This window comes from Marinimicrobium sp. LS-A18 (genome assembly GCF_000463525.1).
GTDB lineage: Bacteria > Pseudomonadota > Gammaproteobacteria > Pseudomonadales > Cellvibrionaceae > Marinimicrobium > Marinimicrobium koreense.
Genome location: NZ_AWEP01000002.1, coordinates 1,193,077 through 1,207,352, shown reverse-complemented (window position 1 = coordinate 1,207,352; position 14,276 = coordinate 1,193,077). Strand labels below are relative to the sequence as shown.

At 58.4% G+C, this 14,276-nt stretch carries 12 protein-coding genes; 7 read left to right on the top strand and 5 right to left on the bottom strand.

Translation table 11 applies throughout. The annotated features are described in order from the left end of the window. Nucleotides 1–16 precede the first annotated feature (16 nt). From odhB to sucD, 4 genes are all read left to right on the top strand, one after another. Complete coding sequence (odhB, locus tag N645_RS0105340) at nucleotides 17–1,294, top strand: 2-oxoglutarate dehydrogenase complex dihydrolipoyllysine-residue succinyltransferase (protein ID WP_024460480.1); 1,278 nt, start codon at nucleotides 17–19, stop codon at nucleotides 1,292–1,294. Between the two features lie 112 nt (nucleotides 1,295–1,406). After that, nucleotides 1,407–2,846 (top strand): dihydrolipoyl dehydrogenase, encoded by a 1,440-nt coding sequence (gene lpdA, locus N645_RS0105335; protein ID WP_024460479.1) that lies wholly within the window; start codon nucleotides 1,407–1,409, stop codon nucleotides 2,844–2,846. A gap of 138 nt (nucleotides 2,847–2,984) precedes the next feature. Further along, a complete protein-coding gene (gene sucC / locus N645_RS0105330; protein ID WP_024460478.1) occupies nucleotides 2,985–4,148 on the top strand; it encodes an ADP-forming succinate--CoA ligase subunit beta in 1,164 nt (387 codons plus the stop codon). Between the two features lie 122 nt (nucleotides 4,149–4,270). Beyond that, nucleotides 4,271–5,143, top strand: coding sequence for a succinate--CoA ligase subunit alpha (sucD, locus tag N645_RS0105325; RefSeq protein ID WP_024460477.1), 873 nt, complete (start codon nucleotides 4,271–4,273; stop codon nucleotides 5,141–5,143). 474 nt (nucleotides 5,144–5,617) lie between these two features. Here sucD and N645_RS16630 read toward each other — a convergent pair whose 3' ends face one another. Continuing rightward, the gene (locus N645_RS16630) at nucleotides 5,618–6,199 is read right to left on the bottom strand and encodes a pseudouridine synthase (RefSeq protein ID WP_036159882.1); all 582 of its coding nucleotides are present in this window, start codon (nucleotides 6,197–6,199) and stop codon (nucleotides 5,618–5,620) included. 95 nt (nucleotides 6,200–6,294) lie between these two features. On the opposite strand from N645_RS16630, the gene N645_RS0105315 reads away from it, so the two are divergent. Beyond that, nucleotides 6,295–8,529: an NADP-dependent isocitrate dehydrogenase gene (locus tag N645_RS0105315; protein WP_369755129.1), complete on the top strand. Its 2,235-nt coding sequence runs from the start codon at nucleotides 6,295–6,297 to the stop codon at nucleotides 8,527–8,529. Nucleotides 8,530–8,647: 118 nt separating this feature from the next. On the opposite strand, the gene cspD is transcribed toward N645_RS0105315, so the two are convergent. Then, the gene (cspD, locus tag N645_RS18465) at nucleotides 8,648–8,953 is read right to left on the bottom strand and encodes a cold shock domain-containing protein CspD (RefSeq protein WP_024460475.1); all 306 of its coding nucleotides are present in this window, start codon (nucleotides 8,951–8,953) and stop codon (nucleotides 8,648–8,650) included. Nucleotides 8,954–9,228: 275 nt separating this feature from the next. On the opposite strand from cspD, the gene clpS reads away from it, so the two are divergent. Together clpS and clpA are read left to right on the top strand one after the other, a co-directional pair. Next, nucleotides 9,229–9,615 (top strand): ATP-dependent Clp protease adapter ClpS, encoded by a 387-nt coding sequence (gene clpS, locus N645_RS0105305; protein WP_024460474.1) that lies wholly within the window; start codon nucleotides 9,229–9,231, stop codon nucleotides 9,613–9,615. A 23-nt stretch (nucleotides 9,616–9,638) separates the two neighbouring features. Then, nucleotides 9,639–11,912 carry an ATP-dependent Clp protease ATP-binding subunit ClpA gene (gene clpA, locus N645_RS0105300; protein ID WP_024460473.1) on the top strand — a complete coding sequence of 758 codons (2,274 nt, stop codon included), beginning with the start codon at nucleotides 9,639–9,641 and terminating at the stop codon, nucleotides 11,910–11,912. Nucleotides 11,913–12,025: 113 nt separating this feature from the next. Here the strand turns inward: clpA and infA are convergent, their stop codons facing one another. From infA to aat, 3 genes are all read right to left on the bottom strand, one after another. Next, nucleotides 12,026–12,244, bottom strand: coding sequence for a translation initiation factor IF-1 (gene infA / locus N645_RS0105295; RefSeq protein WP_024460472.1), 219 nt, complete (start codon nucleotides 12,242–12,244; stop codon nucleotides 12,026–12,028). A 558-nt stretch (nucleotides 12,245–12,802) separates the two neighbouring features. Next, nucleotides 12,803–13,513 (bottom strand): arginyltransferase, encoded by a 711-nt coding sequence (locus tag N645_RS0105290; RefSeq protein WP_024460471.1) that lies wholly within the window; start codon nucleotides 13,511–13,513, stop codon nucleotides 12,803–12,805. A 41-nt stretch (nucleotides 13,514–13,554) separates the two neighbouring features. Beyond that, entirely contained in the window at nucleotides 13,555–14,259 is a 705-nt protein-coding gene (gene aat / locus N645_RS0105285) for a leucyl/phenylalanyl-tRNA--protein transferase (RefSeq protein WP_024460470.1), read from the bottom strand. Nucleotides 14,260–14,276: the final 17 nt, after the last annotated feature.

The window sequence follows — 14,276 nt, the reverse complement described above, 5'->3', positions numbered from 1 at the left end:
TTGCTAAGGACAAAGAATGACTATTGAGATCAAAGCCCCGACTTTCCCCGAATCTGTTCAGGACGGGAGCATCGCCACCTGGCACAAAAAGCCCGGTGAAGCTGTTTCCCGCGACGAATTGATTGTCGATATTGAAACCGACAAAGTGGTGCTGGAAGTGGTGGCACCGGCAGACGGCAGCCTGTCTGAAATCCTGAAAGAAGAGGGCGACACCGTCCTGAGCAATGAAGTCATTGCCAAGTTTGAAGAAGGCGCGGCCGGCTCCAAGAGTGACGACAAAGGTGCCAAGGACGAAAACAAAGGTGATAGTTCCGACGAGAAGAAATCGGAAGAGAAGTCCGAGAGCAAGCCCGCGGACAGCGGCGACCAGTCGGCGTCCAGCGATGACGGTGAAAAACTGCTCAGCCCTGCTGCGCGCAAAATGGCCGATGAAAACAACATTGACCCCAATAGCGTGCCGGGTACCGGGAAAGACGGTCGGGTCACCAAAGAGGATGTGGCCAACTTCCTCAAATCCGGTGACAGCAAGGCAGCCAGTGCGTCGAGCAGTGCCCCGGCCAAAGCCGCGGAAGTCGAAGCGCCCGCCGGCGATCGTGCCGAGAAGCGCGTGCCGATGACCCGTCTGCGCAAGCGCATTGCCGAGCGTCTGCTCGAGGCCTCCAACACCACCGCCATGTTGACCACCTTCAACGAGGTGAACATGGGGCCGATCATGGAGCTGCGGGCCAAGTACAAAGATCAGTTCGAAAAGTCGCACGACGGTACCCGTCTGGGCTTTATGGGCTTCTTTGTGAAAGCCGCCGCCGAAGCGCTGCGTCGCTTCCCCGCCGTGAACGCCTCTATCGACAACAATGATGTTGTCTACCACGGCTATCAGGATATCGGTGTGGCGGTTTCTACCGACAAAGGCCTGGTCGTGCCGGTATTGCGCAACGCTGAGAGCATGGGCCTGGCGGATATCGAAAGCACCATTCGCGACTACGGTCTGCGCGCCCGTGATGGCAAGCTGGGTATTGAGGAAATGACCGGCGGTACCTTCACCATCACCAACGGTGGGGTCTTCGGTTCATTGTTGTCCACTCCGATTCTGAATCTTCCGCAATCCGCCATTCTGGGCATGCACAAGATTCAGGAGCGCCCGATGGCGGTCAATGGCGAGGTGAAAATCCTGCCGATGATGTACCTGGCGCTCTCCTACGACCACCGTCTGCTGGATGGCAAAGAAGCCGTTCAGTTCCTGGTCACCATCAAGGACCTGCTGGAAGATCCGGCGCGCATCCTTCTGGAAATCTGATGAACAAAGCGGGCAGGTTACTGCCCGCTTTGGTATAGCTCACTGACCGAATAATGGTGTTTGGCCCGATGAAGCGAGGGCCAGGCAGCCTTGTAAACCTGGGAAATGAAATATGTCTGATAAATTTGATGTGGTAGTCATTGGTTCTGGCCCGGCCGGATACGTTGCGGCGATTCGCGCGGCGCAGCTGGGCCTGAAAACGGCGTGTGTTGAAAAGTGGCAGAACAGCGAAGGCAAGGGCGTCAATGGTGGCACCTGCCTGAATGTGGGCTGTATCCCGTCCAAGGCGCTGCTGGACAGTTCCTACAAGTATCATGAAGCCAAAGACGACTTCAAAGTACACGGTATTTCGACCAAGGGCATCGAGATTGATGTGCCCTCAATGATTCAGCGCAAAGACAACATCGTCAAGCAACTGACCGGCGGCATCTCGGCCCTGTTCAAGGCCAATGGCGTCACCTCCGTTTTCGGCACGGGCAAACTGCTCGCCAACCGCAAGGTGGAAGTGACCGGTCACGACGGCAAAACCAAAACCCTCGAGGCGGATAACGTCATCCTGGCGTCGGGCTCCAAGCCCATCGATATCCCGGTCGCCAAAATTGATAACGACGTGATCGTCGACTCCACCGGTGCTCTCGAGTTTGATGCGGTACCCAAGCGTCTGGGCGTGATCGGCGCGGGCGTGATCGGTCTGGAACTGGGCAGTGTCTGGAACCGTCTGGGCTCCGATGTGGTGGTGCTTGAAGCTATGGACAAATTCCTGTCCATCATGGATCAGCAGATTGCCAAAGAAACCCAGAAAATCCTCACCAAGCAGGGCCTGGATATTCGGCTGAGCTGCCGGGTGACCGGCTCCGAAGTCAAGGGTAAGGAAGTGACCGTGACCTTTACCGATAAAGACGGTAAAGAGCAGAAAGAGACCTTTGACAAGCTGATCGTCTGTGTCGGGCGTCGTCCTTACACCGAAGGCCTGCTGGCGGAAGACAGCGGTGTGAACCTGGACGAGCGCGGTTTTATTTACGTCAACGACCTGTGTGCGACGGGCGCCCCCGGTGTCTGGGCCATTGGTGATGTGGTGCGCGGCCCCATGCTCGCGCACAAAGGTTCTGAAGAGGGCGTGATGGTTGCCGAGCGTATTGCCGGTCAGAAAACCGTCATGAATTACGATGTGGTTCCGAATGTGATCTACACTCATCCGGAAGTGGCTTCCGTCGGTCGTACCGAAGAGCAGATCAAAGCCGATGGCGAGCCCTACAACGTCGGTACTTTCCCGTTTGCGGCCAGCGGCCGTGCCATGGCGGCCAATGAAACCGGCGGCCTGGTCAAAATCATTGCCCATGCGGACACCGATCGCATTCTTGGCGCTCACATTGTGGGACCGAGTGCGGCGGATCTGGTCCAGCAGGTGGCGATTGCAATGGAATTCGGCAGCAGTGCGGAAGATCTGGGTCTGATGGTCTTTGGCCACCCGACTCTGTCTGAAGCTGTGCATGAAGCAGCCTTGGCGGTTCATGGTCATGCGATCCATGTCGCCAATAAGAAGAAGCGCTAATAATAACGAGAAATGACACTGAGTTAGAGAACTCAACCCAGGGGGCAGGCCGCCAAGGCGCGGTCTGCTAATTGGTCATTCTTGCCGGAAATGCCGTAAGAGACCTCGGTCCGGCAACAGACAATGTGGAACTGCACCATGAATTTGCATGAATATCAGGGTAAGCAACTGTTCGCTCAGTACGGACTGCCCGTCTCCAAGGGTGTCGCCGCCCAGACCCCCGCTGAAGCGGTAGCGGCAGCGGACACCATCGGTGGTACCGAGTTCGTCGTCAAGGCCCAGGTTCACGCCGGTGGCCGCGGTAAGGCTGGTGGCGTCAAGCTGGTGAAAACCAAGGCGGAAATCGAAGCGTTTGCCAAGCAGTGGTTGGGCAAAAACCTGGTGACCTATCAGACTGACGAAAACGGTCAGCCGGTCAGCCGCATTCTGGTTGAAACCTGCACCGACATCGATAAAGAACTGTATCTGGGTGCGGTCGTCGATCGCTCCACTCGCCGCATCGTATTCATGGCGTCTACCGAAGGCGGTGTGGAAATCGAAAAAGTGGCTGAGGAAACGCCGGAAAAAATCCTCAAGGCCACCATCGATCCGCTGGTTGGTGCTCAGCCTTATCAGGGCCGCGACCTGGCCTTCAAGCTGGGCCTGGAAGGCAAGCAGATCAAGCAGTTCGTACAGATTTTCCTGGGCCTGGCCAAGCTGTTCAAAGAAAAGGACGTGGCACTGATCGAGATCAACCCGCTGGTGATCACTCCGGCCGGTGACCTGCACTGCCTGGACGCCAAAGTGGCGATCGACGGCAACGCCCTGTACCGTCACGACGACCTGCACGAAATGCACGATCCGTCCCAGGAAGACGCCCGTGAAGCTCACGCCGCCAAGTGGGAACTGAACTACGTGGCACTCGATGGCAACATCGGCTGCATGGTAAACGGCGCTGGTCTGGCCATGGGCACCATGGACATCGTCAAGCTGCACGGTGGTGCGCCGGCGAACTTCCTGGACGTCGGTGGCGGTGCCACTAAAGAGCGCGTTGTGGAAGCGTTCAAAATCATTCTGTCTGACGAAAACGTCAAGGCTGTTCTGATCAACATCTTCGGCGGTATCGTTCGCTGTGACCTGATCGCCGAAGGCGTGATTGGCGCCGTGGAAGAGGTGGGCGTGAAGGTGCCGGTGGTTGTGCGCCTGGAAGGTAATAACGCCGAGCTGGGCGCCAAAGTACTGGCGGACAGCGGTCTGAACATCATCGCCGCGACCAGCTTGACTGACGCTGCTCAGCAAGTGGTTAAAGCCGCGGAGGGCTAAGGGCGACCGGAAACTGAATGTTTCCGCAGCGCCCTTAGCGACCGGCCAGGACGGCCGGGCTGGACCCAAACACCAGGGACGGTTTCACACTCCGCAGCAACACAGAATTTGAGGACTCAACAATGAGCGTTTTGATCAACAAAGATACCAAAGTGATCTGCCAGGGTTTCACCGGTGCCCAAGGTACCTTCCACTCTGAGCAGGCAATTGCCTACGGCACCAAGATGGTCGGCGGTGTCACCCCAGGCAAGGGTGGCCAGACTCACCTGGGCCTGCCGGTGTTCAATACCGTGGCGGAAGCCGTGGCCGAAACCGGCGCCGAAGCGTCCGTCATCTACGTACCGGCTCCCTTCTGTAAGGACTCGATCCTGGAAGCGGCCAACGCCGGCATCAAGCTGATCGTGTGCATTACCGAAGGCATTCCGACTCTGGATATGCTGGACTGTAAAGTGAAGTGCGATGAGCTGGGCGTGCGCCTGATCGGCCCCAACTGCCCGGGTGTGATCACGCCGGGTGAGTGCAAAATCGGCATCATGCCGGGCCACATTCACAAGCCGGGCAAGGTGGGCATCGTGTCCCGCTCTGGTACCCTGACTTATGAAGCGGTCAAGCAGACCACCGACTTCGGTTACGGTCAGTCCACCTGCGTGGGCATCGGTGGTGACCCGATTCCGGGCTCCAACTTCATCGATATTCTGGAAATGTTCCAGAACGATCCGAAGACCGAAGCGATTGTGATGATTGGTGAGATTGGTGGTAGCGCGGAAGAAGAAGCCGCCGCGTTCATCAAGGCCAACGTCACCAAGCCGGTGGTGTCTTACATCGCGGGTGTCACGGCACCGAAGGGTAAGCGCATGGGGCACGCGGGTGCGATCATTGCTGGCGGTAAGGGTACGGCTGACGAGAAGTTCGCCGCTCTGGAAGACGCCGGTGTGAAAACCGTACGCAGTCTGGCGGACATCGGCCAGGCGCTGAAAGAAGCCACTGGCTGGTAAGTCTTTCAGTCAAAAAAGGCGGCCTGCGAGCCGCCTTTTTTGTGTCTGTTGTCTTATTTCTTGAGCGACGTTTTAGTCCGGCGTTGGGGAGGAATACCATGTGGAGACCCGCCGTGAATACATCCCTGTAGGCTTCTCATCGGCATCCATGCCTCAGAGAGTCTCCACATGGTATTCCTCCCCAACGCCTCAGTGCCAACAAATTGCCATCGACGCATCGCCCATCTTGTTCCGACTGCCTGCAGACGGGTACCGAGGGTTTTTAGTGGCAAAACGTGCTATCTCCAAACAACGTTCAGTTGGCACCAGCGGAGGGTGGGTATACCACTGCAAGACCGTTACCCGCCTGGACGGCGGGTAATGAGCCCCCAGGGATGGGTTTACGGCGTGTCTTGCAGTGGTATACCCACCCGCAGCGCCACAATGCGAAGTGCCTGGTGAAGTACCTGGTAAGGTTCCGCCGAGAGCAGCAACTCAACGCTTACGCAATGAAGGCTTGGCCGGCGCTTTGGGCAGATGAAGTTTTTCCGTCCGGTACTGGCCGGGTTGCAACTGATCCAGGGACCAGGTGCCGATGCGGGCGCGGACCAGGCGCAGGGTGGGGTGGCCGACCGCCGCTGTCATCCGGCGGACCTGACGGTTACGGCCCTCGGTGATGGTCAGCTCCAGCCAGGTGGTGGGAACGGATTTGCGCTCCCGCACCGGCGGGTTCCGGGGCCAGAGGGGCGGTTCGGGAATCACTTTTACCTTGGCCGGGCGAGTCCGGCCGTCGTTGAGCGTGACACCCTCACGCAACGCCTGCAGAGCCGACTTGTCGGGCGCGCCCTCCACCTGCACCCAATACACCTTGGGCAGCTTGTGCAGCGGGTGGGCGATCTGGTGCTGTACCTGGCCATCATCGGTGAGCAACAGCAGGCCCTCGGAGTCGCGATCCAGACGGCCGGCCGGGTAGACACCGGGGACATCAATGTAACGGGCCAGAGTGTCCCGGCCCTGGGCATCGGTGAACTGAGTGAGTACCCCATAAGGTTTATTGAACAACAACAGACGTGCCACAGATAACCTCGTTTCATGCCGGGCGTGGTCATTACTGGTATAATGCGCGCGATCAAAACACCGGCACACCCCCAGACAAGATGGAGTGACAGCTTATCATGACCGAATCCAAAATCATCTACACGGAAACTGACGAGGCGCCCGCGCTGGCGACCTACTCTCTGCTGCCCATCGTTCGCGCCTTTGCCGAACCCTGCGGCGTCGCGATTGAGACCCGTGACATCTCCCTGTCCGGACGGATCATCTCCCAGTTTCCCGAGCGTCTGAGCGAAGAACAGCGCATCGCTGATGATCTGGCTGAGCTGGGCGAGCTGGCCAAAACGCCGGAAGCCAACATCGTCAAACTGCCTAATATCAGTGCGTCCATTCCCCAGTTGAAGGCGGCCATCAAAGAGCTGCAGAAGCAGGGCTACGACCTGCCGGACTACCCGGATGAGCCCAAGACCGATGAAGAGAAAGCGGTCAAAGCCAAGTACGACAAAGTGAAAGGCAGTGCCGTTAACCCGGTCCTGCGCGAAGGCAACTCCGACCGTCGGGCTCCGGCCTCGGTCAAGCAGTATGCGCGCAAGAACCCGCACAAAATGGGTGCCTGGTCCGCCGACTCCAAGTCTCACGTGTCTCACATGTCCCACGGCGATTTTTACGGCAGCGAGCAGTCCGTGCTGGTGGAGAAAGCCACCGACGTAAAAATTCAGCTGGTCACCGATGCGGGCGACACTCAGATCCTGAAAGAGAAAACCGCGCTGCTCGACGGCGAGATCATTGACGCGGCGGTCATGAGCAAGCAGGCGTTGCGGGACTTCCTGGAAGCCGAAATCAAAGACGCCAAAGCCAAAGACGTGCTCTTTTCGCTGCATCTGAAGGCGACCATGATGAAGGTCTCCGACCCGATTCTGTTTGGTCATACCGTGGAAGTGTTCTATGCCGACGCGCTGAAAAAACATGAGGCGGCCCTGAAGTCGGTCGGCTTTGATGCCAACAACGGTATTGGCGATCTCTACTCCTGTGTTGAGCAACTGCCGGAAGATCAGCGCAAGGCCATCTTTGCCGATGTGGAGGCGGTGTACAACGAACGCCCCCGTCTGGCCATGGTCAACTCCGATAAAGGCATCACCAACCTGCACGTCCCCAGCGATGTGATCATCGATGCCTCCATGCCCGCCATGATCCGTGATTCCGGCAAGATGTGGGGCGCGGACAATGCTCGCCACGATGCCAAGGCCGTGATCCCGGATCGCTGCTACGCCACCATTTACCAGGCTGTGATTGACGACTGTAAAGCCAATGGCGCTTTCGATCCGACCACCATGGGCAGCGTGTCCAACGTTGGTCTGATGGCCCAGAAGGCCGAAGAGTACGGTTCACACGACAAGACCTTTGAAGTGCCGGCCAGCGGCAAGGTTCAGGTGGTGGATGCCAGCGGCCAGGTGCTGATCGAGCAGAGCGTCGAGGCGGGTGATATCTTCCGCATGTGCCAGGTCAAAGATGCGCCGATCCGCGACTGGGTCAAGCTGGCGGTCAACCGTGCTCGCGAAAGTGGCGCCCCGGCCGTGTTCTGGCTGGACTCCAAGCGCGCTCACGACGCCCAGGTCACCAAGAAAGTGGAGCAGTACCTGAAAGAGCACGACACCAGTGGCCTGGAAATTCACATCATGGCGCCGGTGGATGCGATGACCTTCTCCCTGGAGCGTATCCGTCAGGGCAAGGACACCATTTCCGTGACCGGTAACGTGTTGCGCGACTACCTGACCGATCTGTTCCCGATCATGGAGTTGGGCACCAGTGCGAAGATGCTCTCCATTGTGCCGCTGATGAATGGCGGCGGCCTGTTTGAGACCGGTGCCGGCGGCTCGGCCCCCAAGCATGTTCAGCAGCTGCTGGAGGAGAATCACCTGCGTTGGGATTCCCTGGGTGAATTCCTGGCGATGGTGGAATCACTGCGTCACTTCGGCAAGGTCACCGGCAATGCCAAGGCGAAGGTACTGGCCGATGCCCTGGACAAGGCCAATGCGGACTTCCTGGAAAACAACAAGTCACCCTCGCGCAAAACCGGCGAGCTGGACAACCGGGGCAGTCACTTCTACCTGGCGCTGTACTGGGCAGAAGCACTGGCGGCTCAGTCTGACGATGCCGAGCTCAAGCAGCGTTTCACCGAGCTGGCGAAAACCCTGAGGGCCGAGGAAGACAAGATCGTGGCCGAGCTGAACGGCGTGCAGGGCAAGCCGGTGGACATCGGTGGCTACTACCGTCCGGTTACCCGCAAGGTGTCTGACGTCATGCGCCCGAGCGCAACGCTCAATGCCTCGCTGGATGCCTTGAAAAACGCCTGATCGACGCCATATACAGCACAGGGAAGGGTGCTTGATGGTGCGAAAAACCCCCGGGGTCCATCAGGGCGCCGGGGGTTTTTGTTTCAGATCGGATCAGGATCGGTGCGTGGCGACTCGGTCAGTGAGTCGTGACGGCGGCCGGCTTGCCGGGGGCGGAATCGAAGTCCCGTCGCTCTCCGGCGCCATTGTTGGCGGCGGCGCGCTCGTCGGCCTGATGGGCATCGGAAGAAATGATGTTGGTGGCGTGGTAGCCTTTATCACCTTTGGTGATATCGAACGCGACCAGTTGACCCGCCTTAAGGGTTTTATAACCCTCCATCTGGATGGCCGAGTAGTGCGCGAACAGATCTTCGCCACCTTCGTCCGGCAGGATAAAGCCATAGCCTTTGGCGTTATTGAACCACTTGACGGTACCTGTAGGCATGGGGGGTATCCTTCTGTTGCGGAGAGGCGCGCAGGCCTCATCGTTAATCGTTATTAGAGTGTGTTGGTTTATTGCTCAAAGTGCTTAACTAGCTCGTCACTTTGTTGCTTTTTTGACCAACGTCACTCGTTTTAGCGAAGTTTCCTTCCCGTGTCAAGTGTGCGGCCCGGGAAGGTGGTAGGTGACCGGGGCATCGTTCCGGTACAATGAAGCGTATATCCCGGTCGGGCAGCCCGGCTGGATTACACATTTTTACGCAACCTTTTTCGGTACTGATGGGAAAAATGGCGATCTATCATCTAACCTTAAGTAAAGAGCCGATGCTGGCCAAAGAGCCGGATGCGGCCGAAGGGGACGGCAATGTGGCGGTGCAGGAGGACAAGCCCAAACTGCGCCGCCCGCCAATGTACAAGGTAGTCATGTTCAACGATGACTACACACCCATGGATTTTGTGGTGGAGACGCTGGAAATCTTTTTTTCCATGAACCGGGAGAAGGCAACCCAGGTCATGATCAAAGTACATACCCAAGGTAAAGCCGTATGTGGTGTCTATACTCGGGATATTGCCGAGACCAAGGCGGCCCAGGTCAATCAATTTGCCAAGGACAATGAACATCCGCTGTTGTGTGAAATCGAAGCAGTGGAAGACGACGACCGGTGACTCTGCAGTAGAGGTTATCAGCGATGCTAAGTAAAGATCTCGAAATTACCCTGAACCTGGCGTTCAAGGGCGCGCGCTCAAAGCGGCATGAATTCATGACCGTTGAGCACCTGTTGCTGGCGTTGATCGATAATGAATCGGCGGCGAATGTCCTGCGTGCCTGCGGTGCGGACCTGGGCCAGTTGCGCAAGGAGTTGATCGAATTTGTCGACTCCACCACGCCTCTGATTCCGGAAGACGACACCGAGCGGGAAACCCAACCGACACTGGGCTTCCAGCGGGTACTGCAGCGCGCGGTATTCCACGTTCAGTCCTCGGGAAAGCAGGAGGTGACCGGTGCCAATGTGCTGGTGGCCATCTTCAGTGAGCAGGAAAGTCAGGCGGTCTACTACCTGAAGCAGCAGAGTATTGCCCGCATTGATGTGGTCAACTACATCACCCACGGCATCCACAAGGTGGCCGGGCAGTCCGATCACGGCAACGACTCCGCTCAGGAGCAGCACGATGATGATGCCATCGGCGGTGAGTCGCCCAGCCAGAGTCCTCTGGAGAGTTTTGCGGCCAACCTGAACGAGCAGGCCATGCAGGGGCGTATTGATCCCCTGGTGGGGCGCGAGTACGAGGTGGAGCGGGTCAGCCAGATTCTCTCCCGTCGGCGCAAGAACAATCCGCTGCTGGTGGGCGAGTCCGGGGTGGGTAAAACCGCCATTGCCGAAGGGCTGGCGAAGCGCGTGGTGGACGGCAATGTGCCCGAGGCGCTGGCGGATAGCGTGGTCTATTCCCTGGATATGGGCGCTCTGCTCGCCGGCACCAAGTACCGTGGTGACTTTGAAAAGCGCTTCAAAGGGCTGCTCGGTGAGCTGAAAAAGCAGAAGAATGCGATTCTGTTCATCGACGAAATTCATACCATCATCGGTGCGGGGGCGGCCTCCGGCGGTGTCATGGACGCCTCCAACCTGCTCAAGCCTCTGCTGTCCTCCGGCGAATTGCGCTGCATGGGGTCCACGACCTATCAGGAATACCGGGGCGTGTTTGAGAAGGACAGGGCTCTGTCCCGGCGCTTTCAGAAGGTGGATGTCAAAGAGCCGACGGTGGATGAGACCTATCAGATCCTCAAGGGGCTCAAGAGCCGCTTTGAGAAGCATCACGGGCTGCGTTACACCGATCCGGCGCTGCGCACCGCAGCGGAGCTGTCAGAGCGTTACATCAATGAACGCTTCCTGCCCGACAAGGCGATCGACGTGATTGATGAAGCCGGGGCCTACCAGCAGCTGCAGCCGCCGAGCAAGCGTAAGAAAACCGTCGGCGTGTCCGATATCGAGGCGGTGGTGGCCAAGATCGCGCGCATTCCCCCGAAGAGCGTTTCCTCTTCGGACAAGGAGCAACTGCGCAAGCTGGACGACAACCTGAAGATGACCGTTTTCGGGCAGGACGAGGCCATTGATACCCTGTCGACCGCGATCAAGCTGTCGCGCGCCGGCCTGGGCTCCGCCGAGAAACCCATCGGTTCCTTCCTGTTCGCCGGGCCCACCGGTGTCGGTAAGACCGAGGTGACCCGGCAACTGGCCAAGTGCCTGGGTGTGGAGTTGATCCGTTTCGATATGTCCGAGTACATGGAGCGGCACACGGTGTCCCGGCTGATTGGTGCGCCTCCGGGCTACGTCGGGTTTGATCAGGGTGGCCTGCTCACCGATGCGGTAACCAAGCATCCCCACAGTGTGGTGTTGCTCGATGAGATCGAGAAGGCGCACCCCGAGGTGTTCAACCTGCTGTTGCAGGTGATGGACCACGGGACCCTGACCGACAACAACGGCCGCAAGGCGGACTTCCGCAACGTCATTCTGGTGATGACCACCAATGCGGGCGCGGAGGACATGAGCCGGCCGTCCATCGGCTTCACCCATCAGGATCACACCACCGATGGCAAAGAGGCGATCAAAAAGTCCTTTACCCCCGAGTTCCGCAACCGACTGGATGCGGTCGTGCAGTTCGGCGCCCTGAGTATGGATGTGATCAAGACCGTGGTGGACAAGTTCCTGGTGGAACTGCAGTCCCAGTTGGACGACAAGAAAGTCACTCTGGAGGTGACCGACGAGGCTCGTCAGTGGCTGGCCGAGCACGGTTATGACGAAAAAATGGGCGCCCGACCCATGGCTCGTCTGATCCAGGAGAAGGTCAAGAAGCCTTTGGCGGAAGCGGTGCTTTTCGGAGAATTGGCCGAAAATGGCGGCTCTGTGTATGTGGGCGTGGATCCGGACAAGGACGAGCTGGCGATCAGGGTAGATGGCAAGGCCTGATCGACTCACTTTTCCACAGGCATAACGAAACCCGCGCCACCGTCAGGAGGCGCGGGTTTTTTGTCGGTAACCAGACTGTTCGGCGCCGGGCGGGCAGGGCGCCGAAGGGGTGCTTAGCGGGAGCGGTAGGTGATGCGACCTTTGGTGAGGTCGTAGGGGGTCATTTCGACCTTGACCTTGTCGCCGGTGAGGATGCGGATATAGTTTTTACGCATCTTGCCAGAGATGTGCGCGGTCACCACGTGCCCATTTTCCAGCTTTACGCGGAAAGTGGTATTGGGCAGGGTATCGACTACTTCACCTTCAAATTCAATATTGTCTTCTTTCGCCATTCGGCCGTTTCCTCAGCTTTCTGTGAGTGCATTGTCGTCGAACTTCAGACATCGTGCACAGGGTAAGTCTGAATGATTGCCCCGCAGGGCCAAAAATAGGCGTGAATTGTGCCTGAAATGAGCCGAAAGGCCAAGTGCTGGCTGGATAAAAGGTGGTTTGAGGCGGCTTATTCGTCGTTTGGACGCGTCACGTCCGGCCCGGCAAGGGGAATACCGTTTGGAAACCCGCCGTGAACCCATCCCTGGGGGCTTCTCATCGGCATCCATGCCTCAGAGAGTTTCCAAACGGTATTCCCCTTGCCGGGCCTCCGAACTTCGTAAGAGCTTAAGTCACGCGTAGGGCGGATAAGCGAAGCGCATCCGCCGTAAACACACGCCACATCCCAAGAAAAGTTTCATTTGGCACTGAGGGCTGCCGGTGAGGTATACCCTTCGGAAACTCTCTGAGGCATGGATGCCGATGAGAAGCCTACAGGGATGTATTTACGGCGGGTTTCCGAAGGGTATACCTCACCGGCGGACCGGACGTCACGCATATCTACTAGGTAAGAGAGTTGGTCAGTTAACCCTAATCCAGCGACGATTGACCAACATCTCCAACGGCCGATACTGGGTCTTGTAATCCATCTTCCGACACTGCTTGATCCAATACCCCAGATACACATACCGCAAGCCCAGGGCTTTGGCCTGCTCCACCTGGGCCAGAATGCCAAAAACCCCCAGGCTGCGGCGGTCCTCCCGGCTGTCGAAAAAGGTGTACACCGCCGACAGCCCGTCATCCAGTCGGTCGCACACCGCAACCGCCAGCAGTCGGTCCTCAGCATTTCGCACCTCAAGGTACTGAGTCACGCCCCAGGCCCGGCTTAAAAACGCTTCGTACTGGGCTCGTGAGGGTGGGTACATGTCCCCGTCCCGGTGGCGGGTGTTGATGTAATGGGCGTACAGCTCGTAGTGCTCATCGGCATCAATCCGCTCCACCATGGCTAGCGTCAGGTCCTCATTGCGCCGCCAGCAACGGCGCTGCTTTCGGTTGGGGCGGAAGTGTTCGACCGGAATGCGACAGGACACACAGGCACTGCACTGGGCGCAGTGCGGCCGGTACAGGTGCGCGCCGCTGCGGCGGAAGCCAATCTGGGACAGTTGGCTGTACAGGTCCTGATCAACCGGCGCGTTGGGGTCGATAAACAGGGTAGTGGCTTCCTCTCCCTCCAGATAACTGCAGGGGTGGGGCTGGGTGGCGAAGAGTTTGAGGTTCGACAGGTCGGTCATGATGTCTCCTCCCGTCGGGAAGTCTATCTCTGGGCGTCGGTCTATAGCACGGGCTGATTCAGGTGCCAGGGACCGCTGATCGAGGGCAGATAGGCATAGTCTAGCAGGATTTTTTCGAAGGCTTCACGGGAAATTTCCTCCGCCCCAAGGCTGAACAGGTGTGCGCTGCCCACCTGACAGTCGATGAGCTCAAAATGCCACGCCTTGAGTTGGGCGACCAGGTGGACAAAGCCGACCTTGGAGGCATTGTCCGTCCGGCTGAACATGGACTCGCCAAAAAAGACGCGGCCCAGGGCGAGGCCGTAAAGCCCTCCCACCAGGCGCTCTTCCTGCCAGACTTCGATGGAATGCGCCACTCCCTGACGGTGAAGGCGCGTGTAGGCGGCCAGCATGTCATCGGTAATCCAGGTGCCGGAGGCGCCGTCGCGGGGGGCGGCGCAGGCGCGCATGACCGCCTCGAAAGTCTGGTCACAGGTGACCCTATATTCCCCTCGTTTGAGGGTTTTGCGCAGGGAACGGGACACGTGCAGATGGTCGGGAAAGAGCACGGCGCGAGGGTCGGGTGTCCACCACAGAATGGGCTGACCCTCTTCGTACCAGGGAAAAATACCCAGGCGGTAGGCGCGCGTCAGTCGTTCCGGAGACAGGTCGCCGCCACCGGCGAGCAGCCCGTTGGGTTCATCCAGGGCTTCGGTCGTGGGCGGAAAGTCCAGGGTGTCGGGCTCAAGCCAGGGAAGGGTAATCATGAGTGCGTCAAACCGGC

Coding starts and splice junctions, on each gene's coding strand:
- aat (WP_024460470.1), bottom strand. CDS start 14,259: ATGATTACCCTTCCCTGGCTTGAGCCCGACACCCTGGACTTTCCGCCC.
- odhB (WP_024460480.1), top strand. CDS start 17: ATGACTATTGAGATCAAAGCCCCGACTTTCCCCGAATCTGTTCAGGAC.
- clpA (WP_024460473.1), top strand. CDS start 9,639: ATGCTAAGTAAAGATCTCGAAATTACCCTGAACCTGGCGTTCAAGGGC.
- cspD (WP_024460475.1), bottom strand. CDS start 8,953: ATGCCTACAGGTACCGTCAAGTGGTTCAATAACGCCAAAGGCTATGGC.
- clpS (WP_024460474.1), top strand. CDS start 9,229: ATGGGAAAAATGGCGATCTATCATCTAACCTTAAGTAAAGAGCCGATG.
- lpdA (WP_024460479.1), top strand. CDS start 1,407: ATGTCTGATAAATTTGATGTGGTAGTCATTGGTTCTGGCCCGGCCGGA.
- N645_RS0105290 (WP_024460471.1), bottom strand. CDS start 13,513: ATGACCGACCTGTCGAACCTCAAACTCTTCGCCACCCAGCCCCACCCC.
- sucD (WP_024460477.1), top strand. CDS start 4,271: ATGAGCGTTTTGATCAACAAAGATACCAAAGTGATCTGCCAGGGTTTC.
- sucC (WP_024460478.1), top strand. CDS start 2,985: ATGAATTTGCATGAATATCAGGGTAAGCAACTGTTCGCTCAGTACGGA.
- infA (WP_024460472.1), bottom strand. CDS start 12,244: ATGGCGAAAGAAGACAATATTGAATTTGAAGGTGAAGTAGTCGATACC.